Source organism: Paenibacillus rubinfantis, assembly GCF_001486505.1.
GTDB classification, from domain to species: Bacteria; Bacillota; Bacilli; order Paenibacillales; family Paenibacillaceae; genus Fontibacillus; species Fontibacillus rubinfantis.
This window is the reverse complement of sequence record NZ_LN909063.1, coordinates 555,642-574,253: the sequence shown is the minus strand read 5'-3', so window position 1 is coordinate 574,253 and position 18,612 is coordinate 555,642. Positions and strand designations below refer to the sequence as shown.

The 18,612-nt window shown below is 54.0% G+C and carries 20 protein-coding genes, 2 pseudogenes and 1 riboswitch; of the genes and pseudogenes, 3 read left to right on the top strand and 19 right to left on the bottom strand.

From position 1 onward, the window contains the following. Positions 1-50: 50 nt before the first annotated feature. From atpA to upp, 9 genes are all read right to left on the bottom strand, one after another. Positions 51-1,565: a F0F1 ATP synthase subunit alpha gene (gene atpA, locus BN3277_RS07720; protein WP_059041663.1), complete on the bottom strand. Its 1,515-nt coding sequence runs from the start codon at positions 1,563-1,565 to the stop codon at positions 51-53. Between the two features lie 15 nt (positions 1,566-1,580). Further along, positions 1,581-2,129: a F0F1 ATP synthase subunit delta gene (locus BN3277_RS07715; protein WP_059041662.1), complete on the bottom strand. Its 549-nt coding sequence runs from the start codon at positions 2,127-2,129 to the stop codon at positions 1,581-1,583. After that, positions 2,126-2,614: a F0F1 ATP synthase subunit B gene (atpF, locus tag BN3277_RS07710; protein ID WP_059041661.1), complete on the bottom strand. Its 489-nt coding sequence runs from the start codon at positions 2,612-2,614 to the stop codon at positions 2,126-2,128. The genes BN3277_RS07715 and atpF overlap by 4 nt, the downstream gene beginning before the upstream one ends. 114 nt (positions 2,615-2,728) lie before the next feature. Further along, the gene (gene atpE / locus BN3277_RS07705) at positions 2,729-2,953 is read right to left on the bottom strand and encodes a F0F1 ATP synthase subunit C (protein ID WP_009223739.1); all 225 of its coding nucleotides are present in this window, start codon (positions 2,951-2,953) and stop codon (positions 2,729-2,731) included. 124 nt (positions 2,954-3,077) lie between these two features. Continuing rightward, positions 3,078-3,899: a F0F1 ATP synthase subunit A gene (gene atpB, locus BN3277_RS07700; RefSeq protein ID WP_059041660.1), complete on the bottom strand. Its 822-nt coding sequence runs from the start codon at positions 3,897-3,899 to the stop codon at positions 3,078-3,080. A 38-nt stretch (positions 3,900-3,937) separates the two neighbouring features. After that, positions 3,938-4,312 carry an ATP synthase subunit I gene (locus tag BN3277_RS07695; protein WP_059041659.1) on the bottom strand — a complete coding sequence of 125 codons (375 nt, stop codon included), beginning with the start codon at positions 4,310-4,312 and terminating at the stop codon, positions 3,938-3,940. Then, positions 4,305-4,493: an AtpZ/AtpI family protein gene (locus tag BN3277_RS07690; protein WP_232436356.1), complete on the bottom strand. Its 189-nt coding sequence runs from the start codon at positions 4,491-4,493 to the stop codon at positions 4,305-4,307. The genes BN3277_RS07695 and BN3277_RS07690 overlap by 8 nt, the downstream gene beginning before the upstream one ends. A 235-nt stretch (positions 4,494-4,728) precedes the next feature. After that, positions 4,729-5,883: a non-hydrolyzing UDP-N-acetylglucosamine 2-epimerase gene (gene wecB, locus BN3277_RS07685; protein WP_059041657.1), complete on the bottom strand. Its 1,155-nt coding sequence runs from the start codon at positions 5,881-5,883 to the stop codon at positions 4,729-4,731. Positions 5,884-6,695: 812 nt separating this feature from the next. Further along, entirely contained in the window at positions 6,696-7,325 is a 630-nt protein-coding gene (gene upp / locus BN3277_RS07680; RefSeq protein WP_059041656.1) for a uracil phosphoribosyltransferase, read from the bottom strand. A 274-nt stretch (positions 7,326-7,599) separates the two neighbouring features. Here upp and BN3277_RS07675 point away from each other — a divergent pair, with 274 nt between their 5' ends. The 3 genes from BN3277_RS07675 to BN3277_RS07665 are packed head-to-tail and all read left to right on the top strand — an operon-like array spanning position 7,600 to position 9,840. Next, a complete protein-coding gene (locus BN3277_RS07675) occupies positions 7,600-8,091 on the top strand; it encodes an RrF2 family transcriptional regulator (protein WP_059041655.1) in 492 nt (163 codons plus the stop codon). A gap of 58 nt (positions 8,092-8,149) precedes the next feature. Beyond that, the gene (locus BN3277_RS07670; RefSeq protein WP_059041654.1) at positions 8,150-9,067 is read left to right on the top strand and encodes an NAD(P)/FAD-dependent oxidoreductase; all 918 of its coding nucleotides are present in this window, start codon (positions 8,150-8,152) and stop codon (positions 9,065-9,067) included. Then, positions 9,064-9,840 (top strand): class I SAM-dependent methyltransferase, encoded by a 777-nt coding sequence (locus BN3277_RS07665; RefSeq protein WP_059041653.1) that lies wholly within the window; start codon positions 9,064-9,066, stop codon positions 9,838-9,840. Before BN3277_RS07670 ends, BN3277_RS07665 begins: the two co-directional genes overlap by 4 nt. A 75-nt stretch (positions 9,841-9,915) precedes the next feature. Here the strand turns inward: BN3277_RS07665 and glyA are convergent, their stop codons facing one another. The 10 genes and pseudogenes from glyA to BN3277_RS25305 all read right to left on the bottom strand — a co-directional run. Continuing rightward, on the bottom strand, positions 9,916-11,163 hold the full coding sequence (glyA, locus tag BN3277_RS07660; protein ID WP_059041652.1) for a serine hydroxymethyltransferase: 1,248 nt from the start codon (positions 11,161-11,163) through the stop codon (positions 9,916-9,918). Positions 11,164-11,197: 34 nt separating this feature from the next. After that, positions 11,198-11,782: a TIGR01440 family protein gene (locus BN3277_RS07655; RefSeq protein WP_059041651.1), complete on the bottom strand. Its 585-nt coding sequence runs from the start codon at positions 11,780-11,782 to the stop codon at positions 11,198-11,200. A gap of 135 nt (positions 11,783-11,917) precedes the next feature. Beyond that, a riboswitch (ZMP/ZTP riboswitch) is annotated at positions 11,918-12,000 on the bottom strand. Between the two features lie 60 nt (positions 12,001-12,060). Then, positions 12,061-12,645, bottom strand: a complete 585-nt coding sequence (locus BN3277_RS07645; RefSeq protein WP_059041649.1) for a low molecular weight protein arginine phosphatase — start codon at positions 12,643-12,645, stop codon at positions 12,061-12,063. Between the two features lie 74 nt (positions 12,646-12,719). After that, complete coding sequence (locus BN3277_RS07640) at positions 12,720-13,280, bottom strand: manganese efflux pump MntP (RefSeq protein ID WP_059041648.1); 561 nt, start codon at positions 13,278-13,280, stop codon at positions 12,720-12,722. 373 nt (positions 13,281-13,653) lie between these two features. Next, positions 13,654-14,526 (bottom strand): DUF72 domain-containing protein, encoded by an 873-nt coding sequence (locus BN3277_RS07635; protein WP_059041647.1) that lies wholly within the window; start codon positions 14,524-14,526, stop codon positions 13,654-13,656. Between the two features lie 4 nt (positions 14,527-14,530). Further along, a pseudogene (locus tag BN3277_RS07630) lies at positions 14,531-15,224 on the bottom strand (L-threonylcarbamoyladenylate synthase). A gap of 143 nt (positions 15,225-15,367) precedes the next feature. Continuing rightward, positions 15,368-16,060, bottom strand: coding sequence for a stage II sporulation protein R (gene spoIIR, locus BN3277_RS07625; RefSeq protein ID WP_059041645.1), 693 nt, complete (start codon positions 16,058-16,060; stop codon positions 15,368-15,370). 537 nt (positions 16,061-16,597) lie between these two features. After that, on the bottom strand, positions 16,598-17,818 hold the full coding sequence (locus BN3277_RS07620; protein WP_059041644.1) for an FtsW/RodA/SpoVE family cell cycle protein: 1,221 nt from the start codon (positions 17,816-17,818) through the stop codon (positions 16,598-16,600). A 230-nt stretch (positions 17,819-18,048) separates the two neighbouring features. Then, on the bottom strand, positions 18,049-18,324 hold the full coding sequence (locus BN3277_RS07615; RefSeq protein ID WP_059041643.1) for a hypothetical protein: 276 nt from the start codon (positions 18,322-18,324) through the stop codon (positions 18,049-18,051). Positions 18,325-18,440: 116 nt separating this feature from the next. Further along, positions 18,441-18,612, bottom strand: a pseudogene (locus tag BN3277_RS25305) (protein-(glutamine-N5) methyltransferase, release factor-specific); the annotation flags it as partial.

Genomic DNA, 18,612 nt, shown 5'->3' with positions numbered 1-18,612 from the left:
CGTAAACCGGCGTTGCACTTAGCCACAGCCGGTTTGTGCCGCAAGAACATTTATGCCGTAGTCGCGAAACCGCGTTTGAATTGCTCGATCACTTCTTTCAGCTTCGCTTCGTTATCTGCAGTCAGGTCCTTCGTGTCGCGGATCGATTGCAGCACGTCGTTATGCTGATTTTGGATAAAGGACAGGAATTCCGATTCGAAGCGACGAACGTCGGCCAGCGGAATGTCGTCCAGGTAACCTTTGACCGCTGTATACAAGCTGACGACTTGCAGCTCAACAGCCAACGGTTGGTTGACGCCTTGCTTCAGGATTTCCATCATCCGCGAACCACGGGTCAACCGGGCTTGCGTCGATTTGTCCAGGTCGGAACCGAACTGGGAGAACGCTTGAAGCTCGCGATATTGGGCCAGGTCCAAACGCAGGGTACCGGCAACTTTTTTCATCGCCTTAATTTGCGCGGAGCCACCTACCCGGGATACGGAAATACCTACGTTAACCGCCGGACGTTGGCCGGAGTAGAACAGGTCGGATTCCAGGAAGATTTGACCGTCGGTAATCGAAATGACGTTCGTCGGAATGTACGCCGATACGTCGGAGGCTTGCGTTTCGATAAACGGAAGCGCCGTGATCGATCCGCCGCCCAGCTCATCGCTCAGTTTAGCTGCACGTTCCAGCAAACGGGAGTGCAAGTAGAAGACGTCACCCGGGAACGCCTCGCGGCCCGGTGGACGGCGAAGCAGCAAGGACAATTCGCGGTAAGCCGCCGCTTGCTTCGACAAGTCGTCATAGATAATCAGGACATGCTCGCCTTTGTACATAAAGTACTCAGCCATAGCTACACCGGCATAAGGAGCGATGTAGAGGAGCGGAGACGGTTCCGATGCGGAAGCCGAAACCACGATGGTGTAATCCAACGCGCCGTGGCGACGAAGGGTTTCCACCACGTTAACAACGGTGGATTGCTTTTGTCCGATGGCAACATAGATACATTTCACGCCGTTGCCTTTTTGGTTGATGATCGTATCAATGGCAATTGCCGTTTTACCGGTTTGACGGTCACCGATGATCAATTCCCGTTGACCGCGGCCGATTGGAACCATCGAGTCGATCGCCTTGATCCCAGTTTGCATTGGCTCATGCACCGATTTCCGGTCGATAACGCCCGGAGCGTTATTCTCTACTGGGCGGAATTCGGTCGTGTCGATGGGTCCTTTACCGTCAATCGGTTGACCAAGCGGATTTACTACGCGACCCAACATGGCATCGCCAACCGGTACCTGCATGATTTGTCCGGTGCGTTTCACTTGGTCGCCTTCGCGAATTTCGCTGTAAGGGCCGAGGATTACGACACCGACATTGCTTTCTTCCAAGTTAAGGGCAAGACCAAAAACGCCGTTCTCAAACTCAAGCAACTCGTTCGCCATGGCGTTCTCTAATCCGTGGACACGGGCGATACCGTCACCAACTTGAATAACGGTGCCTACTTCGGCCACTTCGATTTCCGATTTATATTGTTCGATCTGACTTTTAATCAGTGTACTGATCTCTTCAGGTCTGATACTCAAGTGTTTCACCCCTATCTACAGTGCTTGTCTTCGAAAAGACTTTTCGAGCCGTTCCAGTTTCCCGGCCAAGCTTCCATCGTACAACGTATCGCCGATCCGCACTTTCATTCCGCCGAGCAGCGATGTGTCGATCACATTCTCGACCCGAATCTTCTTGTTCACGAGTGCGCCGAACTCCGCAGCAACCTGCTGCTTCTCGTCCTCGTTCAGCGGGTAAGTGGTCGTAACCACCGCATTCGCAAGCCCCAACGCTTCGCTGGAAATGCTCACGTAAGCGTCCACCAGATCCGGTAAGAGCCCGATTCTTCCGCGTTCCACCAGGAGCTTCACCGTCGAAACCACGGGTTTGGACAGCTTGCCTTCAATCGCGCGGGATATGGCTTCCCATTTCGCAGCTTCCGTAATCTTCGGCGAGTCAATGAAATGCTCAATGTCATCCCCTGACTGAAAAGCTGCCGCCAGCGCCTTCAGTTCTTCTTCGACCTCCAGCGTCCGGCCTTCTGCCGCGGCGATTTCATACAGCGCTTTGGCATACCGTTTTGCGGCTACGGTCTCGCGGCTCATGAGCGGCCACCGACCTCTTTAAGATACTTGTCAACCAGCTCGCCTTGAACGCCTTCTTCGCTGACTTCCTTCTCGATCAGCTTGGATGCAATCTTCACCGAAACGGCGCCCACTTCGCTGCGAAGCTGTTCCACGGCGCGGTTCTTCTCGTTCTGAATGTCGCGTACCGCTTCATCTTTCAAGCGAGAAGCTTCGTCCTTGGCTTGCTCCAGCATTTGAGCCGCTTGCTTGCTGCTGGTTTGCTTGGATTGCTCGATAATGTCATACGCCTCTTTACGCGCTTGCTGGAGGGCCGCTTTTTGTTCCTCCACAAAGGCAGTTGCCTGCTCGCGAGTCTGCGCCGCTTCGCTCAGCTGCTGCTGCACGAGTTCACGACGTTTCTCCATGACGGAAAACAACGGACCAAAAGCGTATTTGTTTAACAAGAAGTATAAAATCCCGATCGCGATCAACGCGATGACGGTGTTTTCCCATACGATTTCCAAACTAAAGTCACTCCTTTCCGAAGCCTATCCGCATTCGCGTATCGCCCGTCCTGGGCTAAAAAGAAGGCGTGGACGGCTGTGGCCTTCCCCGCCATTTCTTTTCTAAAGATCTTATTAAGCCTGACCAAAGAACATGAACGCCAGGACCACGCCGATGATCGGAAGTACCTCGATCAAACCTACGCCGATAAACATCGTTGTTTGCAGAGTGGACTTCGCTTCAGGTTGACGCGCAATCCCTTCAACCGTTTTGCTGATAACCATACCGTTACCCAGCGCTGCGCCAAACGCACCCAAACCTGCTACGATAGCTGCTGCCAATAATGCCATTGCTCCCATTTTGTATATCCTCCTTAAATGTAAAATCAAATTTTATAGTTCAGTCAGGTTGAAGAAACACTCCAATCCGTAACTTGAAACTTAGCTGTTCTTTGAAGCTTGGGTTCTACTAAATCCCAGTCCGTTAATGCTCTTCCTCGTGTGTTTCGAGATTTTGCGAGATATACACCATCATCAAGATAACAAAGACAAAAGCTTGGATCGCACCGACGAAAATACTAAATCCGTCCCAAACCATCAGAAGCGGTACAGAGAAGATCGCACCAACCACGCTTGCTTTGGCCAAAGTCATGATCGTGGAGATCAATACTTCGCCCGCGAAGATGTTCGCGTATAGACGAACGCCATGCGTCAACAGCTTCGACAATTGCTCGATGATGTTAATCGGAAGGAAAAACGGATACGGTTGTACGTAATGCTTAAAATAGTTTTTGGTGTTCCTGATCATACCAAGGCCATGAGAGATTACGAATACCAACAAGGCAAGCGCCATCGTCACGCTAAGATCAGCCGTCGGCGATTTCCACCAGGCCACTTCGGCGTGAGCTTCCTCCCCCGGGTGTTTCGCGTGCTCCTCCGTAAGAATCTTCGTCACCGAAGTAATTTCTTGACCGAAGACCGTTGCTTTCGCCGGATCATCATACTCAGTTACGACCCCAAACAACAACCCTAGCATATTTGCGACAAAAATAAACATAATCATCGTCATCGCCAGGGAGAGAAAAGGCTTCCCTTTCTTCAGATCCATCGTGCTCGAGATCAAGTTCTGAACGAATTCCGTCGCCCATTCCATGAAATTCTGCAGCTTACCGGGGTTCTCTACGGATAGGTTCCGAGTCGCTAGACGCGCGATGACGAACACGATTGTGCAGGTCACCACCAGCATCAAGATGATGGACAGGTCTATATGTAGGCCGCCCAATTCTATGACCGGAGCTTCATGCATGTTTTCTCACCCCCATTCCAAAGTTGAATGTTTCCAGCCTAAGGCTTACGAGAAAAACGAATGCCTATAAAAAGAAGAAAAAATTGCGCAAAAACCAGACTGCCGGCAACCGCATACACATTAAGGTACTGCGGGTATTTCATCGCGGCAAATACCGCTAGAACCGCCAGTGCTGTACGGGTCAAAAACCCCATGTTCAACCGCTTCGAACCGCCGTTTACCGCGGCATCCAGCACCTGCCGGACCTTGCGGCTCAAGTAAACCGCATTAATCCAGCTTACCGCTGAGCCGAGCGCTATGCCAAGCATAATGCTTTGAATTTCCGGCAATAAAGCGCCTCCGAGAAAACACAGGGCCAAGAAACCTAGGGTTCCGGCTGTCAAAGCACGGCTGTATTTCGACAGCTCATCCATCATTTCCCCCCACAACCGACTTAATCAGTGCGACGATGCCCAGAATTCCCGCTGCAATGCCGATCAAGACGCCCAGGCCGATGCCCAAGCCATTCTTGAACCACAGCTTATCCATCCAGGCGCCGAGGAAGTAACCTCCCACAGCGCACACGGCAAAGTTCGTTCCTAAAGCGGTTACCACAGCGACAGCCTTCCACACGCCGTTGTTTTTACCAGGTTTTGTCGGGTCTTCCATTTCAATCACCCTAATAATCCCAATTTATTTTACTAATTGTGAAGAGTTCTTGTCAATTGAGGTTTTTTAGTGATTTAAAGCCCTGAAATGCTAATTTTGCCCTTGCAATCCTGAATAAAACGCATACAGCGTACAGTAATACTGTATACTTTTTTAGGCTCGCGATCAAAACAAATTTTCGTTAGTTTGTGAACTTTCTGTGAAATTCCTCCGGACGCTCATTTAAAATTCCGAAATGGTGACGAATCGCATTGACAATTCTTTGCGACGCCTTACCGTCGCCATACGGATTGGCCGCCCGGCTCATCGATTCATACAAGTTCTGATCACTGAGCAGCGCCTTAGTCCGTTCATAAACCATCTCCTCATTTGTGCCGACCAATTCCAGCGTCCCCGCTTCGATCCCCTCCGGACGTTCCGTCGTATCGCGAAGCACAAGCACCGGAACGCCAAAAGAAGGCGCTTCTTCCTGCAAACCGCCCGAATCCGTAAGTATCAAATGCGTATGAGGATAGAAGTTGTGCAGATCCACCACATCCAAAGGATCGATAAGTTTAATACGGGGATGATTTCCCAAAGTTTCGTAAGCCGGTTCCCTAACCGCAGGGCTTGGGTGGACCGGATAAACAAGGGCGATATCCTCAAACTCATCGGCAATTCTTCTTACGGCACGGAAAATATTCAGATGCGGTTCGCCTTGCGACTCGCGGCGGTGCGCCGTCATGAGAATAAGCCGCTTTCCAGCGGCCCAGTCCAGCACAGAATTCGTGTAATTCGGCTGTACTGTATATTGAAACACATCCGTCACCGTGTTGCCTGTGACATATATAGCTGACTCCGGCTTATTTTCCTTACGTAAATTTCCAGCCGACCAATCCGTCGGAGCAAAATGCAGATCCGCTAGAACGCCGGTCAACTGACGATTCATCTCCTCCGGATAAGGGGAAAGCTTATTCCAAGTCCGCAGTCCAGCCTCGACATGGCCCACCTTAATTTGCTGCAGGAACGCGGCATAACTCGCCAGAAACGTCGTCAGAGTATCGCCGTGCACCAGCACGATATCCGGCTTGGCTTCCTTGAGGACGCCTTCCAGCCCCTGAAGCACGCGAATTGTAATTTCGTTCAGCGTCTGGTTCGGCTTCATCACGTCCAAGTCATAATCCGGAACGATCTTAAATACGTCCAGCACCTGATCCAACATCTCGCGGTGCTGCGCCGTGACGCAAACGACCGATTCAATCTGCTCGGGATGCTTTTGCAATTCGAGAATCAATGGCGCCATCTTAATCGCTTCGGGTCTGACGCCGAAGATGGTCATTACCTTAATCTTACCCACCCTACTCAATTCCTTCCTTATAGAGGTAATCAAAAAGTTGTGTTTTGATCGCGAAGCCTCTCTAGGAGCCAATTCGACGTCGAATCTTGAATTCAGTCTGGGCTTTCCGCTGCTCACGTAGATCCATCTACGCTCCGCTGCTCAATCCCCGACTTCATCCAACCTTCTCGGCGCTGAAAACCCAACTTTTTAACTCTTATTTAAGAGGTTGCTTTAAAATCGTCTTTCCTTCACGATGCCAATTCAGAGGTGTGAACTCGACGTCGAATCTTTGAATTCAGCCGGTCGCTCCGTTTCTCACGTAGATCCATCTACGCTCCGCTGCTCAATCCCCGACTTCATCCAACCTTCTCGGCGCTGAAAACCCAACTTTTTAACTCTTATTTAAGAGGTTGCTTTAAAATCGTCTTTCCATCACGATGCCAATTCAGCGGTGCGAGCCCGTCGTCGGATCACATTACTTCTCCTGCACGGAGTAGCTAACGGTAAAAAGTACCGTTAATCTCTGTGTATCCGGTATTGGCGTCACATTTAACTGGAAAAACTACCGTTATTCCCGCTAGAATTCGATGTTTCCGATGATATCGGCCAAATTAAAGGTAGGATTTACCGTTAATTCCACCCAATCGTGCAAATCGCCGAAAATAACGGTAGGATTTACCGCTAATTGCCGAAAGGGGCCGGAGGTAACAACCATTCGTCACCCCGCGACACCCCCTCCTACACGTACACTTCAACATCCACCAAGTTGCTACCTAAACTTATACCATGCAAGAAGTACGTGTACGATTGCAGCATCCTTACTCCATCCCTTACTTCGTGCCGTACAACCGGTCGCCGGCGTCGCCCAAGCCGGGGATGATATAACCATGCTCGTTGAGGTGGCTGTCCAATGCCGCCACGTAAATGTCTACATCAGAATGCACATCGTGAACCGCCTTAACGCCTTCCGGCGCGGCGATCAGGTTCATCATCTTGATCTGAGTGCAGCCGCGGTTTTTCAATGCAGTGATGGCGGCAATCGCAGATCCCCCGGTGGCCAGCATCGGGTCGATTACGATCAACTCACGCTCCTGTACGTCCGTAGGCAGCTTGATGTAGTATTCGACCGGCTGCAGCGTATCCGGATCCCGGAACAACCCAACATGTCCAACCTTTGCCGCAGGAAGCAGCTTCAGCACACCATCCAGCATCCCCAACCCGGCACGGAGAATCGGGATCAGTCCCAGCATCCGTCCAGAAATGACCTTCGACTCGGCTTCCGCCACCGGCGTTTGAACCTTGATCGACTCAAGCGGAATGTCCCGCGTAATTTCGTACGCCATCAAAGTCGCCACTTCATCCACCAATTCCCGAAAATCCTTCGTGTTGGTTCGCATATCGCGAATAAAAGTCAGTTTGTGTTGAATCAAGGGGTGATCGCATACCACCAGTTTTCCCATATTTCGTCGTCCCTCCGCTTTTATAGCTAAGTCTTTACTTGCTTTCTCGTTCCCATTCTTCGAACGCTCCACAAATCTTGTCTATTATATCATTCCAAGTTGGCATTTTCACCCTTGCGACAACATGTTGCAAAGCCGTCAAAAAGAAACCGCTTATATATGAAGCAACGCGCAGGAAACGCAGTCCCACTACCTATCCAAGGCCCTTGACAGCCTGGATTGAATTTCGCTATTATGGATACACTGAATCCATAATCAACAAAGGAAGAGCGCCATGCAGTATTCTAAAAGCACCGACTACGCGCTGCACGCCCTCATTCACCTGGCAGGGGCGGAACGTCGCCAGCACATCGGCATCAAGTCGTTGTCCGCAACCTTAGGCGTATCGGAGAGTTATCTCTCCAAAATCATGTCCAAACTGCGGCAGGACGGTATCGTTCGCGCGGTGCCGGGCGTAAACGGCGGTTACGAGTTAGCCCGCCACGCGGACCAGATCACTTTTCTCGAAGTCATTCAAGTGATCGAGGGACGGCAGCATCTGTTCGAATGTTCCAATATGGCATCGCATCAACATCGCATGCTTGCCGAAGAAGACGTGAAGGAACACGAACCATCGAGCCTGGATCCTGACCGTAACGTCTGCCTGGTTAAGCAGGTCATGGACGGCGCTGAACGTCAGCTCAATCAATACCTGCAAGAGCATACGATTCAAACGGTGGTGGATGCGGCCGTTGCCGCCGGAAAGTTCCCTGCTCACAAGAAGTGATTTGTCGCTTCTTGCTTTGTAATTATGGATATCAAAGATCCATGGAGGTGTAATAAGAATGCATGAACCAATCTATGATGCCGTCATTATCGGCGGTGGACCCGCCGGACTGAATGCCGCCCTGATGTTGGGAAGGGCCCGCAAGAATGCCGTGGTCCTCGATGAAGGGCGCCCGCGCAATGCAGTAACCCGAGAGGCCCATGGATTCCTGACCCGCGACGGGATCGCTCCAGGGGAACTGCGGCGGATTGCCAAGGAACAAATCAGTCGCTATCCCGGCATCACTTTTATGGAAGATACAGCCCAATGGGTGACCGGAGCGGATGGCAACTTTCAGATCACCACCTCCCAAGGGGTAATCCTTCACTGTAAAAAGCTACTGTTTACTGTCGGCATGAAGGATCGGCCATTAAATATTCCGGGGCTAACGGAGGTTTACGGAAAAAGCGCCTTTGTCTGCCCCTACTGCGACGGCTGGGAATTACGCGACGAGCCCTGGGTGATTCTATCCAATGGAGCGGATGCCATGCACTTCATCCCGCTGATTGCCGGCTGGACGGATCGCTTTACGTTATGCACGAATGGCCCGGACGGGCTGACGGAAGCGGAACGCGAGGACTTACGACGGCACGGAGTCCCTCTCTACGACACCCCCATCCGTTCCATTGAGTCGGAAGAAGGGATCGTACAGCAGGTCCTTTTGGAAGACGGTACGGCTATTGCGTGCAGGGCGATCTTTTTTCGACCGGATCTCAGGATCGGCTCGGATCTCCCCCAAACCTTGGGTTGCGAGGTGACCGAGGCGGGAACGGTTGTCGTCGACGAATTCGGTAGAACCAGTGTGCCGGGGGTCTATAGCGCCGGCGACGCCGTAACGATGCGGCATCAAGCCATCGCGGCGGCTTCCTCGGGAGCCATGGCTGCCGCGGCACTAAACAACGAATTAAATCTGGATGCCTGGAGGAACCACGGATGAGTATCTCCCTAGACGGCTCAACCCCCACCAGCCCAGGGTCTTTAAATTTCCATGCTTTAACCGCCCGACCTGGCATCGAGCTGTTAACTTGGCTGCATCCTGAGCCAGGAGAACGAATCCTTGACCTCGGCTGCGGGAATGGAGACCTGACGGCAGCTATAGCCGCCACTGGGGCCATCGCCACCGGGATTGATGCGTCCGAAGGTATGATCCTTCGGGCGAAACAGATGTATCCCGAACTGGACCTTCAAATGAGAGATGCTCGGCATTACCGGGGCGACAGGCGTTTTGACGCCGTGTTCTCCCATGCCGCCCTGCATTGGATTCCAGATGCCCCTGCCGTCGTGGAAACGATCCGACTCGCCCTGCGGAAAGGCGGCCGCTTCGTTGCCGAGTTTGCCGGAAAAGGCAATGTCGCCGCATTAACCGGGGCCATCGCACAGGTACTGAGAGCCCACGGCTATCCCTGGGAAGGGCGAAATCCATGGTACCATCCCAGCATCGGCGAGTACGCAAGCCTATTGGAACAAAACGGCTTCCGCGTCACCTTCGCCCGGCATCTCGACGCCCCTACACCGCTCAAAGGCGAGGAAGGGTTACGAAAGTGGCTCAATAGCTTTGCGGGGTATTTTTTCCCGGAAATCGATCCGACGGAGCGGGTAGTTCTGTACGACGAAGTGATAAGAGTCGCCAAGCCCGTATTATATAAGGAAGAGCAATGGATGCTCGATACCAGCCGACTGCGGATCATGGCAGTTAAGGCGACGGAGTAAATCAGGAAACGCCAAAAAAACCGGGAGCGAAATGCTCCCGGTTTTGCTATAGGGGCCGCCTTGACCCCCGCACAATTAATATTGCAGGTTCGGGTACAGCGGATAACGGTCGGTCAGCGCGGACACTTCCTTACGAGCCTTGTCCAGAAGCGCTTCGTCCTTCGGCGATTTCAGCACGACGGCGATAATCCGGCCGATTTCCTTCATCGCTTCCTCGTCCATCCCGCGCGAAGTGGCCGCCGGCGTACCGATCCGGATTCCGCTGGTCACAAATGGGCTGGTTGGGTCGAAAGGAATGGCGTTTTTGTTCACTGTGATGCCAATCGAATCGAGCACATGCTCGGCGTCTTTGCCCGTGATGTTCAGGTTGCGCGTATCCACCAGCATCAGGTGGTTATCCGTGCCGCCGGACACGATGTTCAAGCCTTCGGCTATCAGCGTTTCCGCCAGAACCTTGGCGTTCTTCACGACGTTTTCGGCATAGGTTTTAAAAGAAGGCTGCAGCGCTTCGCCCAACGCAACCGCTTTGGAAGCGATGACGTGCATCAGCGGGCCGCCTTGCGTTCCCGGGAAGACCGCTTTGTCGATGGCGGCTGCCCATGGCTGCTTGCACAGAATCATCCCGCCGCGAGGTCCGCGCAGGGTTTTGTGGGTGGTGGTCGTCACAAAATGAGCATGCGGCACCGGATTTGGATGCAATCCCGCAGCCACAAGACCGGCGATATGCGCCATGTCGACCATAAACAACGCGCCTACATCGTTGGCGATCGAAGCCAGCTTCTCGAAATCGATGATCCGCGGATAAGCGCTCGCTCCGGCCACAATCAGACGCGGACGATGCTTAAACGCCGCTTTACGCACTTCATCGTAATCGATCAGGAACGTGTCTTCCTGTACGCCGTAAGCTACGAAGTTATAGAATAAACCGGAAGCGTTAACCGGGCTGCCATGAGTCAAGTGGCCGCCATGCGCCAGGTTCATCCCTAACACCGTATCGCCGGTTTTGAGGGCGGCCAGATAAACAGCCAGGTTCGCCTGTGCACCGGAGTGCGGCTGTACGTTGGCATGCTCGGCGCCAAACAATTCCTTCGCCCGGTCGCGGGCGATATTTTCCACGATATCCACGCGTTCGCAGCCGCCATAATACCGTTTGCCCGGGTATCCCTCGGCGTATTTATTTGTGAGTACGGAGCCCATGGCTTCCATAACTGCCTCGCTAACGATGTTCTCGGAGGCGATCAACTCAATGTTGTTGCGCTGACGCTTCAACTCCAGGTTCATGGCCTCCAGCACAGCTGGGTCTTGGTTTCTTAAATTTTCCATCTTCCGTTGTCCTCCTTAGTAATGAAATCCTATTTTAATCGCAAAGCGTGGAATCCGAATCCGGCGGCAGCGCATATACGGCTCGTTCCCCGCCAATCAGCTTCGGACGGGTTGTAGCCGCCGTGACGCGCGCCTCCCCTACCTTCCGCAGGGAAGGGCGATACGGAACTGCCACCCGGCGCAAATGCATACCGATCAGCGTTTCGCCGATATCGATTCCGGCATGAGCCTCGAGCATTTCCGCCAGGCACGGAGCCGACAGACGCCGGTAAGCCGCCGCGGCCATTGATCCGCCGGCCTTCGGCACGGGCACCGCGGCCACCTCCGTCAACGAAAGTCGCTCCAACAGGGCCCGTTCGACCACCAGCGCGCGATTCAAATGCTCGCAGCATTGAAACGCGACGTCAAAGCCGTATTTGGCCCGAACCTGTTCGATTCCGGCCCATAGCTCAGCCGCGATGTCTTCCGCTCCGCCGGTGCCGATTCGTTTCCCCGCCACTTCGCTGGTGCTGGCCCCAACGACCAGCAGCTTGCCCGGACCCAGGTTCGCCGCGATCGCAACTTCCTCCGCAATCGTTGCCACCTGCGCCCGAATCCCTTCGAGCTCTTCCTGCTCCATATTAAGCCCCCGCTCCTTTCTCCACTGTCCAGAACATTTTCACAAAGACTGTCCTTATTATATCAGAGAAAGGGGTGCGGCAAACGAAAGACCTGACCAACAAAAAAAGAGCATAACGCAGCTTACGTGCGTCGTGCTCTTTGCCCAGGCGACCGGCCGTATCCTCCGATGCTCCATCGTGGTTTGATCCACTCTTGTCGCCAGTTACATCGGAACTAAAACTTCTGTTATTAGAATAAAGCATCCGCGTGGCAAATGCAACAGGATTTCATCCCCTACTAATGCCCTTCGCCGCGCTTCAGCTTGGCGATCAGCTTCTCCAGCGCTGCCCCGATCTCCGCCGCCGCGCGGTCATAATCTGCCCGCGACCCGCCAAACGGATCGGAGATGTCGTAGGCCGGCAACCGCCGGTGTAATTCCTCCAGCCGCCGTTGCTGCTCCGCGGTCCACGGGCTGCCCAGCGCCCGGGCGAGCTCCCGATCCGTCGCCAAACGCCGGAACTCCTCTAGGTTCGCCAGAATGGTAGCGTCATCCTCAACGTATTCTTTAAGCGTGAATATTTTATCGGCTGTGCCGGGAAAGGTGTGAATCACTTGGCGCTTGTGCCCTTGCGTCAGCGTTAGGATAAGATCGGCCCAGTCTGTCAATTCGGCATGTAAAGGGGTAGATTCAAAGGCATCCGTAACCCCCCGATCCCGCAGCACCGCTTCCGCATGACGGGAAATGGAAGAGCCTTTCATGGCGGCCACCCCCGCCGAACGAACCTGCACCTCCAACCCCCGGTCCCGCGCCAGCTTGCGCAGCATTCCCTCGGCCATCGGGCTGCGGCACGTATTTCCGGTACATACAAACAAGATGCGCATGCCCTTTCACCTCCATGTTAAGCGAGAAGTGTTCCCGCGTTTGAACCTTTATTTTATCACGAATCGCCGCTGATTCAAAAGATGAACAACAGTCCAAACGCCAGCAAAATCGCTCCGCCGGCCGCCTCACCGTAATCGCCCAGCGAACGCCCCATCCCTCGTCCCATCGCCAGCCCAACTAAGGACATGATGCCGCCAAAAAATCCAAACGCCAGCACCGTCAACAGCCAGTCTCCATGGAACATGCCCAGCGACACGCCAACGGAAAACGAATCGATGCTGACGCTAAGCGAAAACAGCAGCACGCCAAACCACGTCCGGTGGTTGATTGAATGCACGCCGCTGCCTTTGACTGAACTGATGATCATATGGGCGCCGAGCAGGAACAAGAGCCCTCCCGCGGCGTACCGCGCCAGGCTTCCCAGCAGCGCCCCGACATATTGTCCCGCCGCAATGCCAAGCAGAGGCATTAGCACGTGAAAGAGAGCGACCATCGTTCCGATGCGGAGCGCGTCTTTCCGCCGGACTCCTTTCATGCCGATGCCTACGCCTAGCGACAAAGCATCCATTCCGAGCGCAGCCGCCATCAGCAGGATCGTCAACAGCTCTCCCAGCCGCTCATAAGCCTCTGTCATAACCGCTAGTCCCCTTTGTCCAGTCTTTTGTACAACCATATGCGGACAGGTTACAGTTCATGACTTGGCGGGATGAGGGAACTGGGGAGAACGGAGCGGGGAAACCACTTTAGACCAGATAGCAGCCGATCCCCCACCTTCGTGATATGCCGATCCTCCCACCCTCGTAACATAAAGGTAAAAAGTGGCGTTATTGGGCTCAACATGCGGAAATCCCGCTCAAATAACGGTATTTTGTGGCGTTAATTCTCTTAAAAGTTGGCCATCCGCCGCATCCCCGCAGAAATAACGCCATGAATTACCGCTATTTCCCCATAGTAAGTACATTTCACAATTTATAACGCCATAAAATACCGCTAAATTCTTAGCCGCATTAATTCCACGTTTCCTCCCAGCCGCCAAACAAATCCATCTGACGCGGCGGAAGCCCGCGCGGTGACTGGCCTAGTAAGCCCATCATTTCCAGCGCATTCACCGCTGCATCTCCGCCGGAATTGTTGTTAAAGATCATGCAGATCTCCTTCGTGCCTTGGCTGAGCAACTGGTCCAGCATCTCGATCCACTCCTGCAGCTCTTCCTGCGAATAGCGGTACAACGTGCGAATTTCCCGCCAGTTTGCCGCTCCCGCTTGGCTCCAGCCCGCGGCGTTTCGGCCATGCATGCGGACGATCGTTAACTCGGCATCGGTAGGCTCCAGCACCGTCGGGACCGACCCTTGCCCTACCTGAGGTTCATCGCAAACAATATGAATCCAGCCTTCTTGGCGCATGAACTCCAGCGTGCGCTCCCGATTCCCGGCCGCAAACCAGCTTTGATGGCGAAACTCCAGCGCCAGCGGCAGGTTGCCCATCCATTTGCGGATGGCCCGCAGCTGCCGAACATGCTCCGGCGTGCAATCAAACCAAGGCGGGAACTGGAACATGACGGCTTTAAGCCGGCCGGCCTCCACCACCGGACGGATCGAATCCAGGTAAGCTTGGAACATGTCGCCCGGTCCACCAAACGGCGATTTGCCCCGGCTATGGCCGGTCATCCCTTGAAAGGCTTTAATAATATACGTAAAGTCGGGCGGCGTCTCCGCCAGCCAGCGGCGATACACCTCTTCCCCCAGCACGGCGTAAAAAGAACTGTCGACCTCCACCACGCGAAAATACTTCGCGTATTCGGTGAGCTTGTTGCGGGCCGGCGTGCGGGCAGGGTATAAATCGTCATGATCGCCCCAGCCGGCTAAGCCGATGCGGATCATGACCTCACCCCCTGCCTTCTCCGACTTCTCCGCCGGCGTCAATCACCCGGTGACCGGCGGCTTTCAGCAGCCGGTTCATCACCGCCGAGCCAAGCCCCTCTTCGGGGCAGGCTTCGGCGAGGATGTAGGTGACGCCGCATTCGTCGAAGCGGCGGAGCGCTGCGTAGAGACGGTGCGCCGCCGTCTCCAGCTCGGCCTCGCGGCCGAGCGAAAGCGCGCAGTCGGCGCGGTAGGAGCGCCACGTCGTGGGCGGGCATGCGCACGCCCACGGTGGACAACCCCGCCGTCACGCGAGGCGAGACGGAGCCTTCGGCCACGGGCAGCACCAGCGTCAGCGGCCCGGGCCAGAACGCCTCCATGAGCCGCCGTGCCGTCTCGTTCACTTCCGTGACGAGTCCGTCCAGCTGACTCACGTCGGCGATGTGCACGATCAGCGGATTATCGGACGGGCGTCCCTTGGCGGCAAATATCGCCTCCACCGCCGCCGGATTCCGCGCATCTGCGCCAAGCCCGTACACCGTCTCTGTCGGGAACGCCACCGTTCCGCCGGAGGCCAACACCTCGGCGGCTTCCTTCAGATTATCTCCAGCCCCAGGCTCAACCCGCCACCAGCGGGTTAGCTTTGGCGCGACCTCCCCCAGAGCAGGCAGATCTCCGGCGCGAAGAGTTTTATTTTCCATAGATTGATTTCGGTTCATTCTCGCTCATCCCAAACTGTTCGATATCGATATATTCTACTATTATACCCGAACCCGTCCATGCGCATAGCCCGCCTTGGTCAAGCCCGCAAAAAAACCGTCCGGATTCCTCCGAACGGTATCTCCTCACATCAACGATGCAATTAAGCAAATAAACTAGTAATCCAGTTCCAGAAGTTCACCAGCATATCCCACAGGAAGAAGCGAACCTCCGCCTGCTCCGGCTCCACCTGAACCGCATCTCCCGAAATCCCGGCAGCTGAAGCCTTCACCACCGTCGCGGTCGCCGCCCCGGTGTCCTTCGCCAACGCGTCCCCGCTCCCGGCATCAATGAAGCATAGCGGCGGAAACAACACACACCACCAATTCTTCCCTTTTCCTTCGCCCAGCGTCACGCGCAGCGCTTCATAATCGCCGGCCGGATAAACCGCGCCGCCGTACATTTTAGTCGGAAACGGCACCGTCCCGAGCTCCACTTGAAAATCGTAAGTTTTCCCATACTTTTGGAGCGTCTCGCCAACTTGTTCTTCGATTGCAGGCAGATGGTCGCGAATCACCCGGCGAGCCTCGTCCAGGCTCTGCGGATTGTCCAGCTGCGCAACCCAACCGTTCATTTGCTCCACCACGGCATCACGAACGCGGCGTTTCACCAGCTGATCGCCGGTTCCGTCCGAATTGGCCAAAATGCGCAGCCGAATCGATTCCTGCGGAATGATCCCTTGCGTCCCTGCCGCAGCGGCGGTATCGACCATCTGTCCCTCCCAGGACATCAACAACATCACAATAGAAAAAAAGAAAAGTGCGATTTTCTTAAGGGAAGGTGTACGTTGACTCATGATTCTTGCTCCTAACCAAACCGGTATTTCAGCAGCTGATGTCTATCAGTATGTCCGGTTAAGAGACTTCTAAACCTAAGAATCTAGTAATTTTTTGCTCAGCGAAAAATAGAGTTAAACGATCACCCTATTCCCGAGAATCTCCCGTTTTTGAGCCAAATAAGAGGAAATCATCACCTTATTCCCCTCCAAGTGCGCCGATTTGGCCCCTACAGCAGCAAATAAGCATAAAAAATCACCTTATTCCAGCGCAAATCCTCGCTCCGCGCCGCAATAAGGTGAAATCGTAACTCTATTGAACGCCTTGAACACCTAGAACGTCTCGAACGTCTCGAACGTCTTGAACGCCTTGAGAGCCTTGACCGACTTAACCGCCTGAGCGGACTAGGTGTGTTATCTTCATCGTGTTTAGGCGTATAAGCAATCCACTTCTCGCACACTCGCAAACACCGGCACGACACGTCCGTGCAGCTCTCCAGCCACCGCTTTCCTTCTCACATAACATCACACAACATCACCCAACTTCGCTCAGCTCGGTTAACCTTGACTTTCCGGCCGACGTTTCGATCGGAGCAGGGAGTAGCGGGAGGACGCCGACGATGATACCACCGGTTTTTCCTCTTCCTTCTCCTGCCCGTAAATGCGAATGCTCATCGCTACACCGATGCTGGCCATATTAATCAGCAGCGAGGTACCGCCATAGCTGATGAACGGTAAGGTAATCCCCGTTAAAGGCATCAGGCCGATAAACATACCGATATTTTCGAAGATCTGATACAGCAGCATCGCCACGATCCCCACGATCAAGAACGGCCCGCCGGTCTCGCGACACTCGAGGGAAATCAGGATCAGCCGGTGGATTAACACGAAATACAGCAGGAGCAAGGCCGAGCTTCCGATAAACCCAAACTCCTCGGCGATCACCACAAAGATCGAGTCCGAATAGGTGAGCGGCACGCGTTCCGACTGGACCGTCTCCCCTTTCATGTAGCCTTCCCCGGTCATGCCGCCGGAGGCAATCGCCAGCTTGGCGTTCCGGGTATGATAGGAGGCGTCCTCCGACGCTTTCTCCGGCATCAGCCACGGATCGATCCGGTTAATCCAGTGCTCCCGGCCGATTTCCACGAAGAAGTTATACACTTGATCGTGATAAGCCTTGTAAGCCGTAATCCCACCGATGACCGAACCGGCGAAGATCACCAGCGCGATCAGCGCATGCCAGTATTTAATGTTTCCGATCCACAGCATCCCCGCCAAAATGATGACATAGCTGAGCGCATTCCCCAAATCGTTTTGCGCCATGACGGCGACAAACGGAACGAAGGTCAACAGACAGATCGGCACAACATCACGCCAGAACGATAGCCGAGGTTTGCGTTTGCGAAGCAGCATAAACCCGAGGAAGATCACCAGCAGCAGCTTAAAAAACTCCGCCGGTTGAAAGCTTTGATTAATGACGGGAATGGTTAACCAACCCGTGGCATTGTAATACGTATTCCCGATAAACATCACGACGATTAACAATCCGAAGCCAAACAGATATAAATAAGGCGCGTATTTGAGGAGCAGACGATAATCCACGATGGAGACCCCGAAAAACACGACGAACCCCAGCGCGTAATAAGCGAGCATACGAAGGTGATAGCCATGATATTGGGTATTCGACGTAGCGCTGTACAGCACCGCGATACTGATGATCATGAGCAGCACCAAGATCAGGACGATGGAGTAATCGATTTTTTTCAGTTTGCTCAGCATGTACATCCTCTTTTCTTTATCTAGAAACCCCGTACCTTTACTTTAAAAGAAACCCACCCTAACTACAAATGAGCCCTTTGACCCAAATAACGGGTAAAGCGGCTAAAAGGTTTCCTTTTTGGTGTTATTTTACCCATCGGTGCAAAAAAAGAACGCCAACGCTTAGCGTTGGCGCCCGAAAATGGGGGTCGGGATAGGAAGGAAATGAAATGGGGGGAGGGGAGGTAAGGTTACACAGGGGTGATCAACGTGATGAGGCCCGTGGCGGCCGTCAGAGCGAAAATACCGATCGTTTGAATATTGCTAAGCTGAACGGTAAAGGTGCTGCCTTGAACTACGGTCTGGATAAAGTCTGGTGCGTTGTACCGGGTAATGCGAAGTTCGACGTTACCCAGCGTAGCCTGAACCGTAACGATCCCGGTTGGGCCTAATGGGTCGGCGGCCACGAAATACCCTTGGCCGACGCCGGCAGCTTGCGCGTACGGAAACGTCAGCGTAAACGCCATGTGGAATCTCCTCCTTTCGGTTCGAGATACCACATTCTATGAAACTATCCTTCCAGAGTTAACGGCTTTTGGTTGAGGAGATTCACCTATTTTCATAGAGTCTCGTTACGGGAAAATCACCGCCCGCGCGCGATGCCCAGCACGTGGCGGTCGATGCCGGCGAGATCGGGAACCGTCACGATCTCGTCCCAATGGCCGGCGTCGCGGAGCAGGGCCGCGACGTCGGCGGCTTGGCCCTGGCCGAGCTCGAAGCCGATCAGGCGAGGCGGCCGAGGCAGCCGCGCGAGC